Here is a 19,668-nt window from a genome sequence, read left to right as displayed (position 1 = left end):
TGACGCAGTGGTGGTACCTTATAATTAATTAATTAACATATATAATTTAATCTGTTTACATAAATTATTTTTGGGGCTAAAAATTATAATGTTTTCAGAGTTATCTACCATAACATCTTATTTGTATTTAAGGATTAATGAAGATGTTATGTAGGAATAAATAAAAAGGGGGTTCATTATTATGAACAAATCATTAAAAAGTTTCATGGCAGTAAGCTTAATCCTTGCAACTGCATTGCTGCCAACCAACAATCTGGTGAAAAATGCGGAAAAAGCAATTCATCAAAATTCATGGGAGGCTAAGCCACTCATGAAAATCAAGAAAGCAGGTACATTAGCTACAGCTGGATATTCGCCTGCACAAATCAGAAAGGCTTATGGAGTTGATAAAGTGTCAGCTACAGGAGCTGGACAGACTATAGCCATAGTTGATGCATACGGAAGTCCAACTATGCAAAATGATTTATCAGTATTTTCTAGTCAGTTTGGACTAGCTCAAGCGAATCTTTCAATAGCTTATCCAACTGGTAAACCATCAACTACAGATGGAGGATGGGCTCTTGAAACTGCAATGGATGTTGAGTGGGCACATGCTATAGCTCCTGGAGCTAAGATACTTTTAGTAGTTGCAAAAACAGCCAGTGACTCTGATTTGTTAGCAGCTATAGATTATGCAACTTCGAATGGGGCTCAAGTTGTATCCAATAGCTGGGGTGGCGGTGAATTCTCTGGAGAATCTTCATATGACACACACTTCAAGCATACTGGTGTTACCTATTTAGCTTCTTCAGGAGATGACGGTGCAGGTTCTGAGTGGCCAGCTTGCTCTCCTTATGTTTTATCCGTAGGTGGTACAACCTTAAATCTTGATTCAGCAGGTAACTATTTAAGTGAAACTGCATGGTCAGGTTCAGGCGGAGATACTAGCAGCTACTATTCAAGACCAACTTACCAAAGTAATTGGACAAGCGTTGTTGGATCATATAGAGGAGATCCAGATATATCTTGGGTTGCGGATCCAAGCACAGGAGCTTCGGTTTATAGCAGCACTAAGGACAATGGACAATCTGGATGGTTTGTCGTTGGTGGTACAAGCTTAGGTTCACCTTCTGTGGCAGGTGTTATAGCTTTATTAAATCAAAATAGAGGGGCAAACTATACAAGCTTTGATGCAATAAGCAAATTATATAGTGTAGCTGGAACAGCAGGAAGTACAGGATACACTACAAACTTTAACGATGTTAAGTCTGGATCAAATGGTGGATACAGCGCAAAGACAGGTTATGATTTAGTTACAGGGCTAGGAAGTCCTAAGGTAAATAATCTCCTAACAAGCGCTAAGTAAGGTATAAGTTTTCAAGGAATATAAGAAATAGATATAGCTATAAAAATTCGCTAAAGCGTTCTTCTTTAGCGAATTTTTTGCGCATCTGCCTTTTCTGAACGAATGTGAAGAAATTCTGGCAGGCGATATAATCTATTTTTTATTTTTGATAATATTAAGTAATTGTTTTTATTAAGAGTTATAAAGGACTATATAAAGATATATTAAAAAAGAAAATAAAAACGCTAAAGCGTTCTTCTTTAGCGAATTTTTTGCGCATCTGCCTTTTCTGAACGAATGTGAAGAAATTCTGGCAGGCGACATAATCTATTTTTTATTTTTGATAATATTGAGTAATTGTTTTTATTAAGGGTTATAAAGGACTATATAAAGATATATTAAAAAAGAAAATAAAAACGCTAAAGCGTTCTTCTTTAGCGAATTTTTTGCGCATCTGCCTTTTAAATTTTCTACATTTTGATAAACATGTATTTACTAGATTGCATAAATATGCTAATATATAAAAGACTTAGTATAAACGGAGGTGAAGGATATGAAATGTTTCTTTTTAGATAATACAATTCTAGATAGATTACCTATGTCTTTATCTGGGATTACACATGTTAATTTTGGGTCCAAGGGACAAGTCTGCCCAAAATTGAATATGATTCTAAAAGGAATGTGATATCTTGCCTTATAATATAAAATGAAACTTTACCCAGGCTAGATAACTTGCCTGGGATTTTTATATATTTAAGTTAATATATATATTAATTTACTTGAATATATATAAGTATCATTTACGAAAACTTAATTTATGTATGCTCGATAATGCCGTTTCTTGGGATTAGCTGGGATAAATAAATTAATAGTTGAAGTTGGATACTTATAGATATAGATTAATTTTTAAAAAATCCTTTGGCAGTTTCATGCTAGAGGATTTTTTACTTTTTAGTTAGGGTAAAATTTTAAAAAGCATTCTAGAATTTATAGTCTCTACAAGGGGTGACATAAGGCGAGCTATTAAAATTAAATTTTTTCAGATGTGATGGCATTAAAAAAATTATAAGATTTTAATTTGGTTAGGAGAATTTGATATGAATTATAGAGATAAATTAAGAAAAAATATAACAAAAAATTATATATTTACGTTTTTTACTGATTTTACTTTTACAAACGGCATATGGATGATATATCTAGCTTCAAAAGGTTTATCATTAACGGAACTTGGACTCATAGAAGGAATCTTTCATTTAACATCATTTTTTATGGAAATACCTACAGGAGCAGTAGCGGATATATGGGGAAGAAAGGTAAGCAGAATATGTGGACGTGTATTATCACTTGTGTCATCGGTAATAATGATATTTGCCAATAACTTCTTAGGACTTTCTATAGGTTTTATTATATCAGCTATTTCTTACAATTTAGAATCGGGAGCAGGAGATGCATTAGTTTACGATTCCTTAATTGAACTTAAGGAAGAAAATAGCTACATGAAGATATCAGGAATAAATGAATTAATAATGCAGGTAGCAAGTACAGGAGGATTGATTATAGGCGGATTATTAGCTAAGTATGACTATAGCTATGCCTACATGGCAACAGCAATTGTAACTGTAATTAATATAGTTCATTGCTTTTCTTTTACTGAGCCGAAAATGGATTTAGAAAAAGGACATAAGAGCATAAAAGTAATTAAGGAACAGGTAATTGAAAGCTTTAAAATAATTTTTACCACTAAAAGGATTGCTTTCTTAATAATTTTTATGGAAGCTATTTCAATGTTTAATACTAGCATTTTCTTTTACTTTCAGAACTATCTTCTGGGAAATGGAATGTCACAAGATAAAATAGGAATAATACTAGCAATGTCTTCTCTTGGAGCGGCTATAGTCGGAGCTCATGCTTATAGAATAGAAAAGAAGATTGGGGAAGTTGGGATAATACTAGTTATTCCTATAATAATTTCTATAGCTATATGGGGAGCAGCTCTTAGCAAATACTACTATATTTTCTTTATGATCATTAGCGCCTTGGAATCACTGGTTTTTGTTGCTGTAGGTGATTATATCAATAAATTGATACCATCTGACAAAAGAGCAACCATCTTATCAATGGGGAGTATGATATTCAGTTTTTACATGATAGTTATATTCCCACTGATTGGTAAAATAGGCGACTTATATTCTCTGAAGACTTCTTTTGAATTAATAGCTTTCATAGCATCAGTGATGTCCATAATAAGCTGCTTTATCATTAAAAAGAGATAAATTACTTCACACTACTTTTATAATTAAGCTATGCTTAAGATTTTTGTGTAAATTAAGTGGTCATTAAAGCATCGGATCACTGACCAATTAATTTCCACACGGTATTTCAACAGAGCCTTTAATTAAAGCAGAAGAGTCTTGATTAAAGTGAAACATTTATTTCCTTCATGCATAGTATAAAAAGATTAGTAAAGATATTTTTATGAATGTATCTTTTAAATAATTTTTGAAGGTGAAGATATGTATCCTGAAGGGTATGGCGGTGTTTTTTCTAGTAGGTATAATTATGTAAATGGAATAGACGATATAGGAGTACTCAACAATATTTTAAAGGTGACAGGCACTGGAGTAATAAAAGTAATGCCTGATACTGCAGAAATTGTACTAGGGGTAATTACAGAAAACGACAAAGTACAAACTGCTCAAAAAGAGAATGCGACTATAACTGCACAGGTTATAGAAACTTTAAAGAACTTAGGCGTTCTTAGTAAGGATTTAAAGACTGAAGGCTATACAATCAATAGCAAATATGACTATGTAGATGGAAAACAGGTATTTAGAGGATATGAGGTAAGAAATTTAATTAGAGTAACAATTAGAGACATTAATAACATAGGTATGATTATAGATGCTGCAGTAGAAAAAGGTGTAAATAATGTTGGAAACATAAGTTTTACCATAAACGACTCCTCTCTTTTTTATTCAGAGGCTCTGAAGCTTGCGGTTGAAGATGCACAGAGTAAAGCTATCACTATTGCCTCAAAGTTAGGTGTAAAAGTGGATATAATACCTATAAAGATAGTAGAGCAAACCAGTGAGATGAGCATGAATGCCAACGGGCCTGCCTTTAAAGCCACTTTAGCAACTACACCTATTGAAACCGGAGAGAACAAAGTATCTGCAACTGTGGAAGCAGTATTTCTACTTTATAAGAAAGTATAAGGTTTTAATGATGTTAAACCTGGTGATTTCTGGGGATTAGAATAGTTTTTAAGGGGATACAAAAAAATAAAGCTTAGACCTGTTATATCTTCTTCCGTATATTATGGAAGGTAGATGCAGATTAAAATAATACACTTAAATGCTTTATAGTATTTAGGTGTATTTTTATTATAATGTGTAAAAATATTTATGATAGAAAACTATATATAGCATATTTTTAGAATTAGACTTTGTTTAAGAATATTCTTGAAATTAAGTGTTTATGAAGGAGATGCTATATGAGAACGCAATTAGAATTAAAATAAGGCATTAAAGTTAAAATAACAAAAGTTATAATTTACTCTAATTTTACTTAAGTCTAGGAGGAGAAAGATGATAACTGAAATTTTAAATAAGGTAGCCGATTTAAGTTCATCCAGTGAGCAAGTTACAGAAGATATTATAGTTGCTAGATTTAAGATAGTTAATGCAGTTTTGATAGGTAATGTCAATAATATTAACAAAGAGTGGGTGCTTATCGATACAGGGTTAGAAAGTTCTGCTGAAGAAATAATAGAGATAGCAGAGAAATATTATGGAAAAGGCAATAAACCTAAATGCATTATTTTGACACACGGACATTTTGATCACATTGGATCAGTTAGGTATTTAAGTGAATTGTGGCAAGTGGTTGTTTACGCTCATAAACTTGAGATACCATTTCTTACTGGGAAGGAAGATTATCCGAAAGGAGACCCATCAGTGGATGATGGGCTTGTTGCTAAGATGTCTCAATATTTTCCTATTCAAGCAATTGATCTAGGTGATAAGGTGAAAATATTGCCTGAAGATGGTACTGTACCAAATCTTTCGGAGTGGAGGTGGGTACACACCCCTGGGCATACACCTGGACATATATCTCTGTTTAGAGAAAGAGATAGAGCACTTATAGTTGGGGATGCCTTCACAACATTAAAGCAAGAATCCTTAAGTTCAGTTCTTATACAAAATAAAGACGTTAATGGACCACCTGCTTATTTGACAACCAACTGGGAAGATGCAAAAAATTCAGTGAAGGTATTAGCTGATTTAAAGCCGGAGATTATAATACCAAGTCATGGTAGCCCAATGAGCAAAAAGGATATTGAACCGTACTTAGAGGAATTGGTAAAAAAATTTGATGAAGAGGTGATTCCTGAACAAGGTAAATTTGTTAAGTAAATGTACCGCTTCATACTAGAACTTGTATTTTTAATTTTACTCTCTGAACCCAAAGGCGAATTGAAAGTAGCTTTCTGGTTAAAGTGGTACAGCTTTAAAAGGCAATTGTCCAATAAATGATAAACTAAATTATTGTTTACTATAGGTAAAATTAGGTATAATTATAACTAGAGAATGTGTAGCAATAGGAAGGGGTTTTTATGTATGTCTATATATAGCGTAATAAATATGGATATTGTAGGATCTAGGGAGCTTACTAACAGAGTGGAAATTCAAGAAAAATTAAAAAATTACTTCATAACCTTGTATGAAGACTATAAAAATATATTTGTAGCTCCTATAACTTTTACCTTAGGGGATGAATGGCAACTTGTATTAAGAGATGTAAAAAGAAGTTATGACATTTTTTTGCTTATAAAAACCTTCCTTTTAAAATACAATATTGAAATTTATTGTGGAATAGGTATAGGAAAAATTAGTACTAAAGAATCTGATGATACAAGAGAAATGGATGGAGAAGCATTCATTTATGCTAGAAATGCCTTGATATCTGCAAAGGCTACAAATACATTTTACAATAAGCAACTTTATACAAAAGATTGTAAGATTATAATAAATGGACCTTCCACTACCAGTAATAGAATTCAAAATGAAACTTACAATGAGTATTCTATAGGAGAATTAGAGGTTGCGGTAACAGCTGATGAGGATTGTTTAGAATTACTAGACCTTATAAATACATTAATTCAAAATAATGAAATGATTGAAAATAATACTACTGACAAGCAAAAACAAATAATTAGACTTTACGAAGCCTTCGGGTCTTATTCTGAGATTGAAAAAGCTTACCCTGGCTACACAAGATCAAGTATATCTAGAAAATTAGCAGCTTCTAACTATTTCTTAAGTATTCATAACAAGGAAGTTGTAAAAAGCCTTCTAAATAAGTATGTAGCTGTTTTCAAATAATAATGAGTTTTAAATAAGGAGTATTTTGTTATGAATATTGAGTTACTACTAGTAACCCTATTAAGCCATATTATTTTTGACTTTGTATTACAATTTGAGTTTATCCGTAATGATAGATTTCCTTTTTGTAAAGAAGATGGAAGAGATATTTTTCGTAAAAACATATTGTTAAAGACAATAAAAGGTAATATGATTCATACCTTTTTGCATTTAGTAGGCTTATATATTATCCTAATTATTACACAGTATTTAAAAAATAATCCAATATATATATCATTTTGGATGGTAGTAATAATAGGGTTGATTCATTTTGTAATTGATGAAACAAAATCTGTCATTTATTTGTTTAGGACAAGCAGTAAAAATAATGTGTGGATATTCCTGTTAGATCAAGTGTTTCATATAGTTTCTATTAGTGCAATTATTTATAAATTCAGTTTTGCAAATCTATTAAATGTATTGAAGTATAAACTCATAAATTATCCTAACGGGTTCACACTCACTGAAAAACTTTTGATTACTGTAATGGTGTTTTTTATTTGTACTTGGGCTGTAGGAATATTTATAAAAATTTTCGTGAATTATATAATCGGGAATAAAAATAAGCTTATCAATGACGATGGCTTGGGAAAGAATATAATTGACGAAAATGGCAATATAATTAAAATAGCACTTTCTGAAGCAAAGAATGGTGGATTTATAATTGGTATATTAGAAAGAATCTTGATTTTAATTAGCATTGTTATAAATTATCCTGCCATGATTGGATTTGTACTTACTGCAAAATCAGTAGCTCGACTTAAGAAATTATCTAATGATAGCTTTGCAGAATATTTTATTATTGGTACATTTATAAGTTTTATGTCTGCTCTAACAGGTGGCGTTATAGTTAGAAGCTTATTTTTAAAGTAATCAATTTATTAATATACTCACAGAGCAATTATTCTTTTTTGCGTATTTAACTGCTTTTCTAGCAAGATGGAAAGATGGTCCATCAAGTTGATTAACTGTAAGCTCAAAATTATGAATAGATACTGCTCCAATTCCTACCCCAGTATAAAAATCAATGTTTTCAGGTAAAGCATCGCGAAAAAAGTTGATTATTTTACTATAATCAGAATTTTCAAACAGTAAACCCTCCCACTCATCTCCTAAGGTTATTAAAAAAGGAGAGGCTATTATGTTAGCAAATAGTTCATTACAAGTTTTTATAGAATTAATTAACATTTTTTGTAGTTCATCTCTATTTTCTATATTTCTAGAATCTTTTAGATCAAATATTAAAGTTATATAATTCATAGTTCCTCCTTTAAATATTTTATAACCATTTAGTATTAGAGAGTTGTCTTTTAAATGACAACTGTCATAAAGTTGTCATTATAACAGCAACTTTTAGCTTAGAATTTTATAATGTATTATATGATATATCATTAGTTATGTACCAATACATGAAAAACCATTTTGAAGCTAGTAAAGATGTCTTCAGTTCGAAATTTAATTTACAAGTCCATCTGATTTATGAAAGGACAATTGAAAAATGTAGATTTGAGACATCTATAATTCATAAAAAGATATGTTACAATGTAAATATTATATGGTCTATATTGTTTCTGATTCCAATATATGTTAGTATATTTTTAAGAAAAGTTTTGTTAAGTACAGTGTTAAATTTAAGTGGCTAGTAATAAGATTCTAAGATGAGATTATGTAAACAATTAATACGAAATTTTATATTCCATGTTTAAAGATAGGGTAAGAGGATTTAGTAAAAAAGGGGAGGGCTTTTATGGATTTAGAAAAGTTTGTTCCAGAGCAATTAATGATACTAGTTGCTGCATTGTACGTAATCGGAATGTGCTTGAAGTCTACGCCTAAGGTTAAAGATTGGTTAATACCTTGGATATTGATTATTATAGGAATAATTGGATCCATTACCTTGCAAAAAGGATTTACTGCTCTTGCGGTTTTTCAGGGCATAGTTTCAGCAGGACTTGCTGTTTTAAGCAATCAACTAATTAAACAAACTGTAAATAGAGATGAAGATGATAAAAATAAGAAATAATTAGAAGAATGCAGATGTGTAAAAAAAAGGTTCACTAAAGAAAATCACTTTAGTGAACCTTTTTGTTTTTACTCAAAATGCATAGAGTTAATATCCTCTAAGCCTTGAAGAACTTCTTCTCGAGAAAAATTGTTAGAAATTAAATCTTCATCAGATTTTCCAAGTAGAGTATTGTAAAAATCAATAGCTGTATCCTTTATAACTCTAGATTTATTTTTCTCCAATTCTTCAAATATTAAATTTTCAGCCTTATTATAATTACCTTCAAGAATCAATTTCTTTAATAATAACTGAAGTAAATCTGCTGAACCCATATTGTTAAAATCAGATCCATCAAAAGCTTTTAGTTGTTTCTCATCATCCTTTTTAGTTCTAAAAAACGCCATAAAAACACCACCTACCAGTATGTAATCGTAACTTTTATTAAGTAGAAATATAGGCAAATAAAAGTTTTATCATAAACTATATTCTATCATAAATATTGAAGTAAGTAATTAATGAAATTACCAGAACCTATTTCATGCAAAAATGGTTAAAATATATCAATTTCTATCGATATGTGGGTACTTAATGCATAATTTAAAAATGATAAATTCATAATAATAAATGATAAAAGTACATGTATTTGGATGGAAATATTGTAAATTGTTCGATTTTGCGTTAAATAATTAACAAAAAAATAATTGATTAGTATATTTTTTAACAAAATGATTCTGTAGTATTATTGACACTTTTAACAAATCGTACATATAATAGGATAAATAACTTATAAAACAAATAGGAATAGTAATTTATTTGAATTTTCAGAGTTTTTAAAGGTGGTATATCCATGAATATTAATTGGCAATTTATATCTAGTAATTTGCCTTTATACGAAAAAGCAGCTTGGCTTACTGTGAAACTAGCTTTTTGGGGTATATTGGCATCAATTTTAATAGGACTTATTTGTTCAGTAATACTTTACTATAAAGTGAAAGTATTAGATGTTGTTGTAAGAGCTTATATTGAGCTTTCAAGAAACACTCCATTATTAATTCAACTTTTTTTCCTATATTATGGGTTAACAAAGTTAGGAATTAAATTAAGTGAAACTTCTTGTGCAATTATTGGATTATCTTTTTTAGGTGGAAGTTATATGGCTGAAGCTTTTAGAGGCGGTATAGAAGCTGTAGGTAAAAGTCAAATTGAGTCAGGACTCAGTATTGGACTTTCAAAATATCAATTAGCTAGGTATGTAATACTTCCTCAGGCATTTTCAGTAAGTGTACCAGCTATAGGTGCAAATTGTATTTTTCTTTTGAAGGAAACTTCGATATTTAGTGCTATAGCAATCGTGGATCTTATGAACGTAACAAAGGATTTAATTGGACTTTATTATCAAACCTTTGAATCTTTACTTATGTTAGTAGTTTCTTACTTAATAATACTATTGCCTCTGTCCCTTCTTCTGACATGGCTTGAAAGGAAGGTAAGATATGCAGAATTCGGTAATTAATGCGATTTTTGATGGTAACAATATGTTGAGGCTTCTAGGCGGTTTACTTGTAACAGCTAGAATTGCATTTATATCAATAGTTATTGGCTCCATATTAGGAATAATATTCGGACTATTAAGAACTACAAAATCAAAAATAGTAAGGTTTGTATTTAGACTCTATTTAGAAATCTTTAGAATAATACCTACACTTGTATGGTTATTTATACTTCATTTTGGAGTAACTGCTGCACTAAATATTCAGTTAGATGGAGAATTTGTGGCTATATTTGTATTTAGTCTATGGGGAGCAGCTGAAATGAGTGATATCGTCAGAGGAGCACTAGAATCTTTACCTAAGCATCAGTTAGAGTCTGGTAAAGCCTTAGGTTTAACTTATATTCAGCTCTATAGATATATATTAATACCACAGGCAGTGAGAAGGTTACTACCAGGTTCAATTAATTTAGCTACCAGAATGGTAAAAACTACATCGTTAGTTGTGCTTATAGGAGTAGTTGAAGTCGTAAAAGTTGGACAACAAATTATAGAGAATGCAAGATTTACCGTTCCAACAGCGTCTTTTTGGGTATACGGAATAGTGTTTATACTATATTTTATAATCTGCTATCCTCTTTCATTGATATCAAAAAGACTTGAAGCAAAGTGGAATAATTAGGGGTGATTATCATAGATAAGATGAATAATGAAGTATTGCTTGAGATTAAAGGCTTATATAAAGAGTATGAAAATAAAAAAGTATTGAATAATGTTAGTTTAGATATTCATAAAGGTGAAGTTGTGGTTGTTTTGGGACCTTCAGGATGTGGGAAAAGCACTCTTCTTAGATGTTTAAACGGACTTGAGCCTATTCAAGGAGGAGACATAAAATTATCAGGAATGTCTCTTACAGATAAGAATGTAAAATGGCAAGAGGTAAGGCAAAAGATAGGAATGGTATTTCAAAATTACGAACTGTTTCCGCATATGACTGTTATCGAAAACATACTTCTAGGACCTACTAAGGTTCAAAACAGAGATAAGAATGAGGTTTTGGAACAGGCAAAACAACTTCTTAGTAGAGTTGGTCTACTTGATAGAATGGATGCTTATCCAAGACAGCTTTCAGGTGGTCAAAAGCAAAGAATTGCAATTGTAAGAGCACTTTGCATGAATCCAGAAGTTATGCTCTTTGATGAAGTAACAGCTTCTTTAGATCCAGAAATGGTAAGGGAAGTATTAGATGTTATATTGGAGCTGGCTAAGCAAGGCATGACTATGGCTATAGTTACTCATGAAATGAACTTCGCTCGTGCAGTAGCTGACAAAATTGTATTTATTGATTCTGGCAGTATTTGTGAAGTTGCTGAACCAGAAGAATTCTTTGAAAATCCAAAGACAGAACGTGCACAGCACTTTCTAAATATATTTGAATATTAAAATTGGGGGAAGATTTATAATGAAAAACATAAAGAAAGTTTTAGCAGCAGTTATAGCAAGTACATTGTTAGTTGGAAGCTTTGTTGGATGTAGTAAAGCTATTACATCAGATGATAAAGGTAAAACATCAACAGCTTCAAGTTCATTAGAAGATATTAAAAAACGTGGTAAGATTAGAATTGGTGTATTCAGCGATAAACCACCTTTTGGTTATGTTGATTCTAATGGTAAGAATCAAGGTTTTGACGTTGAAATAGCTAAGAGATTTGCTAAAGATCTTTTAGGTGATGAATCAAAGGTTGAATTTGTATTGGTTGAGGCAGCTGCAAGAGTTTCAGTTTTAGAATCAAATAAAGTTGATATAACAATGGCTAACTTTACAGTTACAGATGAAAGAAAGCAAAAAGTAGATTTTGCTAATCCATACATGAAGGTTTCTCTTGGAATAGTATCACCAGATGGAGCTCTTATAACTTCTGTGGATCAATTAAAGGGCAAGAAGCTTATAGTAAACAAGGGGACAACAGCAGAAGCTTATTTCATGAAGAACTATCCAAATATAGAATTACTAAAATATGACCAAAACACAGAAACTTTTGAAGCTCTTAAGGATGGACGTGGAGCTGCTTTAGCTCATGATAACACAGAAGTATTAGCTTGGGCAAAAAATAACAAAGGGTTTACAGTTGGTGTTCCAACTTTAGGAAGTCAAGATACTATAGCACCAGCAGTTAAAAAAGGAAACAAGGAACTTTTAGATTGGATAAACAAAGAGCTTGAAAATCTAGGAAAAGAAAACTTCATTCATAAAGCATATGAGGATACTTTAAAGCCAGTTTATGGTGACTCAGTAAGTCCTGATAATCTTGTAATTGAAGGCGGCAAATTAAATTAATGTCTAGGCAGTTGGTATTTGATATCAACTGCCTTTCTTTAATTTATAAGAAAGTACACCTCCTTTGTTTGCTAAGCCTAGCAATAGAAAAGGTTTAAGATAGTTTATTAGGTTATATAGTAAAAAATAAAATTTATTTGCCTGCCAGATTTTCCACGTATGTATTAGGAAAGGCAGGAACACAAAAAACTTTGAAGGTTTGACTTTAAAGTGTATGATAACATATAATTTATAAATATATATTCGACTTAATATATTTAAATATAAATTAGTTTGGCTAAAGACTTACTTTATCTGAGCCTAGTTTATACTTAGTTATAATCGCAGCTTTTGGTATTTTGGGTAGTGACTAAATTGATGGTATTTTTCTTGAATTATATATTTTACTCTGAACTGATATATCTATATAAGAGATATTATAGATGCAAAAAAATTATAGAAAAATAATTAAATAGGAGGAAATTTTTGTTTTGGAAAAGATTGCAGTAGTGAACGATAAAGACGAAATAGTAGGATATGAAGAAAAGATGCTTGTTCATGAAAAAGGAATTCTACATAGAGCCTTTTCAGTGGTAATTTTAAATTCTAATAAAGAAATGCTGCTACAAAGAAGAAGTCTTGTGAAATATCATTCCCCTGGAGAATGGACAAATGCTTGTTGTAGTCATCAAAGAGAAAATGAAAGCATAATAGAAGCAGCAAAAAGAAGAATCTTTGAAGAATTAGGTATTGAGAAAATAGAACTTGAAGAAAGTTTTGTATTTCAATATAAATGTCATTTTTCTAATGGGTTATGGGAAAATGAAATTGATCATGTATTTATAGCAAGGTATGAAGATTATATTGAAGAGTTCAATGAAGAAGAAGTAGAAGACGTTAAGTGGATTGAACTAGAAGAACTTAAAAATTGGATTAAAGATAGACCAGAGGATTTTACATACTGGTTCAAGGTATTGATGAGAGAAGTAGAGCAAAGAGAAATAACTTTTCCAAGGTAGGAACTTTATAGTTGCTCTCGCATAAGCACATAAATTCAACAATATTTTTAATGATAGACTTATTTTAATATTACTAATTTGGTAATTATGTAAATTAGGGATATGTTAAAATGTTAAATTTATTGAGAATTAATGTATAATTATCTATGCAAGTGAGGCATAATATCAATGTAACGTAATATCTTCTCTAGTAGTTTTAATATTAATAATAGCTAATACTTTTTAAATATGAAACTAAAAACAGAGGATTTACCTAATGAACTCTTCTGAAAGCTAATTAGAAATCAACGTAACCTAGTAAAAAGTTAAACGAAAGATGGATTAAAGTGTATTTTATCATCCATAAGAAGTTACTGGTTACATCGGAATTTTATTAGTGAAATGTTCCAGAGAGTTTAAAAAATAAAATTTCGGAGGTACAACATTATGAATGGTACAGTAAAATGGTTTAATCCAGAGAAGGGATTTGGATTTATTACAGGAGATGACGGAAAAGATGTCTTTGCACACTTTTCTCAAATAAATGCTGAAGGATATAAATCTCTTGAAGAAGGCCAAAAAGTTTCTTTTGACGTTGCTCAAGGACCAAAAGGACCACAAGCAGAAAATATAACACTTGTAAGGTAGAAAGAAACGTCCCCTTAGATTTATTTCTAAGGGGATTAATTATTATAGATAAATTCTTATATTCTTATAAAGATAAATTTATAAACATATAAGAATTTATATGTTAGTTCAACCGTTAAGGCTATGCTAAGTAGCTATTCTATCCAAAAAGGCTGAGTCCATGCCATAGCTCCATCTTCTCTTTTAACTTCTATTCGTACATAATTTTCGTTTCCATTAACCGAGTAAGATGCTGAAGTTCCAGTGCATTGTTTTAGAAGTTTTCCTTCATTACCAATAAACAAAAATTTTGCAGGTATATTTTTGTGAGTTAGTTCAATAAAAATGTTTTTATCATCTGAGTTAATAGAATCTATGTAAATTCCTGTAGAAGCATAAAAGCTTCCAGATTTAAGCGAATTTAATATAGATTCTCTACTTTTAATTGAGCAAAGTGCCATATTAAAAGCGCCACCGCATCTTTGAAATATGTGCATGTCATCATTTGCAAAGCCAAATGTTTTCTTACCGCTGGAAAGTAAATTATCCCATAGATCAGTAGCTACAGCTCTTCCTTTGTTATCAAACTTAACATTATTATTATAAATCTCTATTCCTGAGTAGTTTGATAAAGCAATAAGCTTTTCAAAAGGCCAATATTCATCATTATAAACATGAGGATGACATATTATATTTATTCCGTTATTATTAGATACTTGATCAAATAATTCTTGATGATTTTCATAATTTTTTTCATCATCTTCGTAAGTGTCCATATTTATACCTAAGGTTTGAAGGTGATTACTTTTAAATTCAACACCTTGGAATAAAATAATATCGTCACTAACTGCATCTTGCAATTTAGTTAGTGAACAGTGGTCTGTGATAGAAAGAAAGTCATATTTCATCTGATAAGATTTGTACATATCTATTACTGTTTGTAAAGGGTAATGTCCACATTTGCTATTTGATGTATGAGTGTGTAAATTTCCTTTAAGCCAAATTCCTTCTGATAAGTATGGATTAATTATCATAAAGTTTCCTCCAATTAGTTTTTTTTCATACATATTATATAACAAAAATATAGCTTATAGATATAAAACTTGCTAATTTAATTAAGAGGCAACAATTGCTTAACATATATACTACATGATATTTTAAATAAAATCCTTTTCCTATATATCAATTTAAGCCACCTAAACATACTTATCAACAGGTTTTGTAAAATACAATTTTCTACTAAAAAAAAGAATTATTTATTATACATCGTGGTGGCTTTAGACTTCATGAGTGGTTACTAATAAATTAAAAAGCTCCTCTAATTAAAGAGGAGCAAGGAAACTTTATCTAATTATTATCATTTATTGATTAGTTGTAGCTATATCTCCATATACTACACCACGACCATTGGTTGCAATGTAAACTCTTCCGTAAATTCTTGGATCTCCAATAATAGCAATATTTGTACATCCATATTGATGTTTATCATCATTAATCCTTACCCAAGTTGAACCACCATCATCAGAACGATAAAATCCTCTAACATTATTTATCTTAGCACTAGTGTATATAGCTGGGTAAGTTTGATTTGGAGCAGCTTTACCAAAGCCTACTGCATCAGCTTCTTGTATATTAGACACCTTTTGGAAGGTTGTACCAGAGTCTGTAGAGTGCCATAAGCCATAAACGCCTTCTTTTGCAGTACCACCAGTTAACCATATGTCACCTTCATGTCCAGCTACTGTACTAAAGTTTCCTGTACCAGTAGTTGGTAGACCAGAAGATACTGTTAACTTAAAGCTTGCTCCACCATCAGTGCTCACATAAAATTTTCCTTGAGAGAAAGCATAGAATTTCTTTGGATTAACACGATCTGATACAACCTTTGCACCAGCTGGAACGCCTACAGAGGCAATCCATGAATTACCATTATCTTTAGAGTATGCAACCTTTCCAGCACTACCTCCAGCACTCCATACAACGGCACTAGCATCTGCAGCAGCAGCAACAGTTCCACCAGCATTAGAAGTAATACCAGTCATATTCTGAGCTGTAAACCAATTGCTTCCGCCATCATAAGAGAAGGAAATACTCTTCATACCATTTTTATAATCGTCATCACTAACATTTCCTGTACGGACAATGAAGTTTGGTGTCTTTTCTGCAAAGTCCATGCTTGTAGTATTAAAGCTTGGATTTAGCAACATCTTGCTAGGAGCTTTAGTTAAATCATCATGCTTAAAGCCACTGATGTCTCCCATGCCACTTAGAAGATTTGCACCAGAAGGCGGACTTATTATGGTGTTTACAGAAGCTTCTTCTATTCCTGAAGCTTTTACAGAGATATTTATCTTCGAGCCCTTATCCCAATTTGTCAAGTTATCGCTTCCGTAAATAGTTGCACCAGTACCATACATCATTCTATCTGAGTTAAATGGGTCGATAGCTATAGTTCCAGTCATCCAGCCAAGTTTAGGAGAAGTTTCTGGCATGCTCTTTGTTACACCCCAATCAAGCCATGGAGCGGAAGATATATCTTGAGTGTATTTTAAATCTCTATTAGGATAGCCGTTCCAAGACCATATTGGACTCCAGGTGGTACCACCATTTGTGCTTCTATAGATCTGAGCATCAGGCCACCATGAGTTTAGAGTAGTAACCATGATTGTATCAGGATGTTCTGCATCTACAGCTAGCCCACCATATCCAAAGTAGTCATCTGAACTACTTGGTGAAACGGGACTAATGTTAGTCCATGTACCAGTCTTAGTGTTGTACTTCCAAACATCTCCCTTATCTCCATCATAAGGTCCACAGGTATCACTATAAGTTATATAAAGATTACCGTTAGAGATAACACCATGATGTGGCAAATAACCTGTAGAGTTACCTTTTGAGTCCTTCCAGATTGTCTGATTTGTCTTAGTAGGTTGATTAGCTATTGGCTGCCAGGTTGCTCCACCATCAGTACTCTTATATATGCTTTGATTTGTATCGGCAACACCAACATATATGGTTTGAGTAGTATTGCCTGCACTGCCAGTAGAAGGATCAAAAGTAACCCAAACTATGCCTATAGAGTCATTAAAGTTAGGATCTATATAATTCCCTGTAGCGGTAAAGCTTGTAACCTTTGACCAAGTAACACCGTAGTCTGTACTTCTCCAAAGTCCATTTCCATTATGAGTTCCAAGGTATAACACTTTATTATTGTTTGGATCTATTGTAAGTCTTTCACCCATGGAGCGACCTGGCATGTTTCCACCAATCTTAAAGGGAAGATCAGTTTTTTGCCATGTGTTACCCTTATCTGTAGATCTAAGAATTGCACCGTTACCAGCCCAGTCATTTGTATAAGTGCCAGCAGCTATATATACTCTATTTGGGTCAACAGAATCTGTGGCTAAGCTTTCACAGCCGGTAAGATTCCAATCGTCAAAACCTATCCAGTCGAGGAGGGGAGTCCAGGAACTAGTTGCAGAGTTCCAACGATAAGCACCTCCCATATCAGTACGTGTATATATAAGGTCCTTTTGTTTCTGATTGAAGATTATCCCAGGTATGAATCCTCCACCAGCACCAGTTTTTACATTATTCCAGGTGTAGGAAGCAGTGGTTGCTTTAGCTTGGATTGAAGATCTTAAGGTTAAACCAGCAGTAACGGTAGAGCATATGGTCAGAGTAGCTATAATACCAATGAGCCTTTTATTCATCATTAACCTCCTCAAATAATTAAAAATAGGTAGCTTGTCTAATAAATTCTTTTAAGGGGATAACATATAAAATTTAGATACATTCCGCGGATAATGTAAACGATATATGTTGAGTTCATGATATCATATAAAAAAAGCAAAGTTAAACTTGAAAATTTGTTAAAAACAACCAAAAAACACTGAATTAATTCCAAATTACTACAATAGAATTACTAAACTTAGTTTATAATGTTAATTTAATAAGTGTAAAGTTTACAGATTACATATATTATTGGTGCTCTATACAGATAAAAAAACTTTATTAACAACTTTATAAAAGACCTTGAAAAAGTTTTTTTATGGTGCTATACTTTATTCAAAGACGGACAAGACATTATAAAATATAAGTCAAGAAATTCTATGATTCGTTTTTAATATAAGGGAATGAGAGGTTAAAGCAATGAGAGAATATTTTTCAAAGGTTTCAAAAATAGCTTATGAAGGTCCAGCTTCAAAGAATCCATATTCGTTTAAATACTATAATCCAGATGAGGTTGTAGGTACAAAGAAAATGAAAGAACATTTAAGATTTGCATTGTCTTATTGGCATACGCTAACTGCAAATGGAACTGATCCTTTTGGTGTTGGAACTATGCTTAGACCTTGGGATGATGTAAACGATTCTATGGAGCTTGCAAAGGTTAGAATGGAAGCAGCTTTTGAACTTATGGATAAGCTTAATATTGAGTATTTTTGTTTTCATGATAGAGATATTGCACCAGAGGGAAAAACCTTGGCAGAAACAAACGAGAACTTAGATAAAATCGTTGCTTATTGCAAGGAGTTAATGGCCAAGTACAATAAAAAGTTATTATGGGGTACAGCTAACTGTTTCTCAAATCCAAGATATGTTCATGGTGCAGGAACTTCATGCAATGCAGATGTTTTCGCCTATACTGCAGCTCAAATAAAGAAGGCTATAGAAGTAACTAAAGAACTAGGCGGAGAAAACTATGTATTCTGGGGTGGAAGAGAAGGTTATGAAACCTTACTAAACACAGATATGGAGTTGGAACTAGACAATTTTGCAAGACTACTTCAAATGGCTGTAGATTATGCAAAAGAGATAGGGTTTACTGGACAATTCTTAATAGAACCTAAACCTAAGGAACCAACAAAACATCAATATGATTTTGATACAGCAACAGTACTAGCTTTCTTAAGAAAATATAATCTAGAGAGTTATTTTAAGATAAACATAGAAGCAAATCATGCTACTTTGGCTGGTCATACTTTTCAACATGAGTTGCATGTAGCTAGAATTAATAATGTATTGGGAAGTGTTGATGCAAACCAAGGAGATCCAAACTTGGGATGGGATACGGATCAGTTCCCAACCAACGTTTATGATACTACCCTTGCAATGTATGAAATACTTAAGAATAATGGTATTGCTCCTGGAGGCTTGAATTTTGATGCCAAAGTAAGAAGAGCATCTTTTGAGCCTGAAGATTTATTCTTGTCCTATATAGCTGGTATGGATACATTCGCTAAAGGTTTAAAAGTAGCTCATAAGCTATTAGAAGATGGTGTATTAGAAAACAAAATAAAAGAAAGATACTCAAGCTTTGATAAAGGAATAGGAAAGCAAATTGTAGAAGGACAAGTAGGCTTTAAGGATCTAGAAAAATATGCTTTGGAAAATAGCATAATAACTAACAAATCCGGTAGACAAGAAATGCTAGAATCAATAGTAAATCAATATATATTTGAAGATAAGTAAAGAGTTCCTA

General features: G+C 31.8%; 19 protein-coding genes. 15 read left to right on the top strand and 4 right to left on the bottom strand.

The window, feature by feature from the left end; genetic code table 11:
• Nucleotides 1–181 precede the first annotated feature (181 nt).
• From C1I91_RS16425 to C1I91_RS16400, 7 genes are all read left to right on the top strand, one after another.
• On the top strand, nucleotides 182–1,345 hold the full coding sequence (locus tag C1I91_RS16425) for a S53 family peptidase (protein ID WP_128213830.1): 1,164 nt from the start codon (nucleotides 182–184) through the stop codon (nucleotides 1,343–1,345).
• A 532-nt stretch (nucleotides 1,346–1,877) separates the two neighbouring features.
• Nucleotides 1,878–2,009 (top strand): hypothetical protein, encoded by a 132-nt coding sequence (locus C1I91_RS29425; protein ID WP_275051625.1) that lies wholly within the window; start codon nucleotides 1,878–1,880, stop codon nucleotides 2,007–2,009.
• Between the two features lie 412 nt (nucleotides 2,010–2,421).
• Complete coding sequence (locus C1I91_RS16420; protein WP_128213829.1) at nucleotides 2,422–3,597, top strand: MFS transporter; 1,176 nt, start codon at nucleotides 2,422–2,424, stop codon at nucleotides 3,595–3,597.
• A 240-nt stretch (nucleotides 3,598–3,837) separates the two neighbouring features.
• Nucleotides 3,838–4,539, top strand: coding sequence for an SIMPL domain-containing protein (locus C1I91_RS16415; RefSeq protein ID WP_128213828.1), 702 nt, complete (start codon nucleotides 3,838–3,840; stop codon nucleotides 4,537–4,539).
• Nucleotides 4,540–4,911: 372 nt separating this feature from the next.
• Nucleotides 4,912–5,739, top strand: coding sequence for an MBL fold metallo-hydrolase (locus C1I91_RS16410; protein WP_128213827.1), 828 nt, complete (start codon nucleotides 4,912–4,914; stop codon nucleotides 5,737–5,739).
• 204 nt (nucleotides 5,740–5,943) lie between these two features.
• The gene (locus C1I91_RS16405) at nucleotides 5,944–6,708 is read left to right on the top strand and encodes a SatD family protein (protein ID WP_164880562.1); all 765 of its coding nucleotides are present in this window, start codon (nucleotides 5,944–5,946) and stop codon (nucleotides 6,706–6,708) included.
• A gap of 30 nt (nucleotides 6,709–6,738) precedes the next feature.
• Complete coding sequence (locus C1I91_RS16400) at nucleotides 6,739–7,620, top strand: DUF3307 domain-containing protein (RefSeq protein ID WP_128213825.1); 882 nt, start codon at nucleotides 6,739–6,741, stop codon at nucleotides 7,618–7,620.
• On the opposite strand, the gene C1I91_RS16395 is transcribed toward C1I91_RS16400, so the two are convergent.
• Entirely contained in the window at nucleotides 7,621–8,007 is a 387-nt protein-coding gene (locus C1I91_RS16395) for a SatD family protein (RefSeq protein ID WP_128213824.1), read from the bottom strand.
• Between the two features lie 487 nt (nucleotides 8,008–8,494).
• Between C1I91_RS16395 and C1I91_RS16390 the strand changes: the two genes are divergently transcribed.
• Nucleotides 8,495–8,770 carry a phage holin family protein gene (locus C1I91_RS16390; protein ID WP_128213823.1) on the top strand — a complete coding sequence of 92 codons (276 nt, stop codon included), beginning with the start codon at nucleotides 8,495–8,497 and terminating at the stop codon, nucleotides 8,768–8,770.
• Between the two features lie 68 nt (nucleotides 8,771–8,838).
• Here C1I91_RS16390 and C1I91_RS16385 read toward each other — a convergent pair whose 3' ends face one another.
• On the bottom strand, nucleotides 8,839–9,156 hold the full coding sequence (locus C1I91_RS16385; RefSeq protein WP_128213822.1) for a DUF6483 family protein: 318 nt from the start codon (nucleotides 9,154–9,156) through the stop codon (nucleotides 8,839–8,841).
• A 443-nt stretch (nucleotides 9,157–9,599) separates the two neighbouring features.
• Between C1I91_RS16385 and C1I91_RS16380 the strand changes: the two genes are divergently transcribed.
• The 6 genes from C1I91_RS16380 to C1I91_RS16355 all read left to right on the top strand — a co-directional run bounded on the left by C1I91_RS16380 (nucleotide 9,600) and on the right by C1I91_RS16355 (nucleotide 14,204).
• A complete protein-coding gene (locus C1I91_RS16380) occupies nucleotides 9,600–10,265 on the top strand; it encodes an amino acid ABC transporter permease (RefSeq protein ID WP_128213821.1) in 666 nt (221 codons plus the stop codon).
• Nucleotides 10,246–10,923, top strand: a complete 678-nt coding sequence (locus tag C1I91_RS16375) for an amino acid ABC transporter permease (protein WP_128213820.1) — start codon at nucleotides 10,246–10,248, stop codon at nucleotides 10,921–10,923. Before C1I91_RS16380 ends, C1I91_RS16375 begins: the two co-directional genes overlap by 20 nt.
• Nucleotides 10,924–10,943: 20 nt before the next feature.
• On the top strand, nucleotides 10,944–11,684 hold the full coding sequence (locus C1I91_RS16370; protein ID WP_275051624.1) for an amino acid ABC transporter ATP-binding protein: 741 nt from the start codon (nucleotides 10,944–10,946) through the stop codon (nucleotides 11,682–11,684).
• A gap of 19 nt (nucleotides 11,685–11,703) precedes the next feature.
• Entirely contained in the window at nucleotides 11,704–12,579 is an 876-nt protein-coding gene (locus C1I91_RS16365; protein WP_128213819.1) for a cysteine ABC transporter substrate-binding protein, read from the top strand.
• A 470-nt stretch (nucleotides 12,580–13,049) separates the two neighbouring features.
• Nucleotides 13,050–13,577: an isopentenyl-diphosphate Delta-isomerase gene (idi, locus tag C1I91_RS16360; RefSeq protein ID WP_205694222.1), complete on the top strand. Its 528-nt coding sequence runs from the start codon at nucleotides 13,050–13,052 to the stop codon at nucleotides 13,575–13,577.
• 426 nt (nucleotides 13,578–14,003) lie between these two features.
• Complete coding sequence (locus C1I91_RS16355; RefSeq protein ID WP_128213817.1) at nucleotides 14,004–14,204, top strand: cold-shock protein; 201 nt, start codon at nucleotides 14,004–14,006, stop codon at nucleotides 14,202–14,204.
• Nucleotides 14,205–14,338: 134 nt separating this feature from the next.
• On the opposite strand, the gene C1I91_RS16350 is transcribed toward C1I91_RS16355, so the two are convergent.
• Together C1I91_RS16350 and C1I91_RS16345 are read right to left on the bottom strand one after the other, a co-directional pair.
• Nucleotides 14,339–15,217, bottom strand: coding sequence for a CehA/McbA family metallohydrolase domain-containing protein (locus C1I91_RS16350; protein ID WP_128213816.1), 879 nt, complete (start codon nucleotides 15,215–15,217; stop codon nucleotides 14,339–14,341).
• Nucleotides 15,218–15,544: 327 nt separating this feature from the next.
• On the bottom strand, nucleotides 15,545–17,896 hold the full coding sequence (locus tag C1I91_RS16345) for a WD40/YVTN/BNR-like repeat-containing protein (protein WP_128213815.1): 2,352 nt from the start codon (nucleotides 17,894–17,896) through the stop codon (nucleotides 15,545–15,547).
• Nucleotides 17,897–18,335: 439 nt separating this feature from the next.
• On the opposite strand from C1I91_RS16345, the gene xylA reads away from it, so the two are divergent.
• Nucleotides 18,336–19,658, top strand: a complete 1,323-nt coding sequence (gene xylA, locus C1I91_RS16340) for a xylose isomerase (protein WP_128213814.1) — start codon at nucleotides 18,336–18,338, stop codon at nucleotides 19,656–19,658.
• Nucleotides 19,659–19,668 lie beyond the last annotated feature (10 nt).

This window comes from Clostridium manihotivorum (genome assembly GCF_004015185.1).
Lineage (GTDB): Bacteria > Bacillota > Clostridia > Clostridiales > Clostridiaceae > Clostridium_AR > Clostridium_AR manihotivorum.
This window is presented reverse-complemented; position numbering and strand designations above follow the sequence as displayed.

Coding starts and splice junctions, on each gene's coding strand:
- C1I91_RS16425 (WP_128213830.1), top strand. CDS start 182: ATGAACAAATCATTAAAAAGTTTCATGGCAGTAAGCTTAATCCTTGCA.
- C1I91_RS29425 (WP_275051625.1), top strand. CDS start 1,878: ATGAAATGTTTCTTTTTAGATAATACAATTCTAGATAGATTACCTATG.
- C1I91_RS16420 (WP_128213829.1), top strand. CDS start 2,422: ATGAATTATAGAGATAAATTAAGAAAAAATATAACAAAAAATTATATA.
- C1I91_RS16415 (WP_128213828.1), top strand. CDS start 3,838: ATGTATCCTGAAGGGTATGGCGGTGTTTTTTCTAGTAGGTATAATTAT.
- C1I91_RS16410 (WP_128213827.1), top strand. CDS start 4,912: ATGATAACTGAAATTTTAAATAAGGTAGCCGATTTAAGTTCATCCAGT.
- C1I91_RS16405 (WP_164880562.1), top strand. CDS start 5,944: ATGTCTATATATAGCGTAATAAATATGGATATTGTAGGATCTAGGGAG.
- C1I91_RS16400 (WP_128213825.1), top strand. CDS start 6,739: ATGAATATTGAGTTACTACTAGTAACCCTATTAAGCCATATTATTTTT.
- C1I91_RS16395 (WP_128213824.1), bottom strand. CDS start 8,007: ATGAATTATATAACTTTAATATTTGATCTAAAAGATTCTAGAAATATA.
- C1I91_RS16390 (WP_128213823.1), top strand. CDS start 8,495: ATGGATTTAGAAAAGTTTGTTCCAGAGCAATTAATGATACTAGTTGCT.
- C1I91_RS16385 (WP_128213822.1), bottom strand. CDS start 9,156: ATGGCGTTTTTTAGAACTAAAAAGGATGATGAGAAACAACTAAAAGCT.
- C1I91_RS16380 (WP_128213821.1), top strand. CDS start 9,600: ATGAATATTAATTGGCAATTTATATCTAGTAATTTGCCTTTATACGAA.
- C1I91_RS16375 (WP_128213820.1), top strand. CDS start 10,246: ATGCAGAATTCGGTAATTAATGCGATTTTTGATGGTAACAATATGTTG.
- C1I91_RS16370 (WP_275051624.1), top strand. CDS start 10,944: ATGAATAATGAAGTATTGCTTGAGATTAAAGGCTTATATAAAGAGTAT.
- C1I91_RS16365 (WP_128213819.1), top strand. CDS start 11,704: ATGAAAAACATAAAGAAAGTTTTAGCAGCAGTTATAGCAAGTACATTG.
- C1I91_RS16355 (WP_128213817.1), top strand. CDS start 14,004: ATGAATGGTACAGTAAAATGGTTTAATCCAGAGAAGGGATTTGGATTT.
- C1I91_RS16350 (WP_128213816.1), bottom strand. CDS start 15,217: ATGATAATTAATCCATACTTATCAGAAGGAATTTGGCTTAAAGGAAAT.
- C1I91_RS16345 (WP_128213815.1), bottom strand. CDS start 17,896: ATGAATAAAAGGCTCATTGGTATTATAGCTACTCTGACCATATGCTCT.
- xylA (WP_128213814.1), top strand. CDS start 18,336: ATGAGAGAATATTTTTCAAAGGTTTCAAAAATAGCTTATGAAGGTCCA.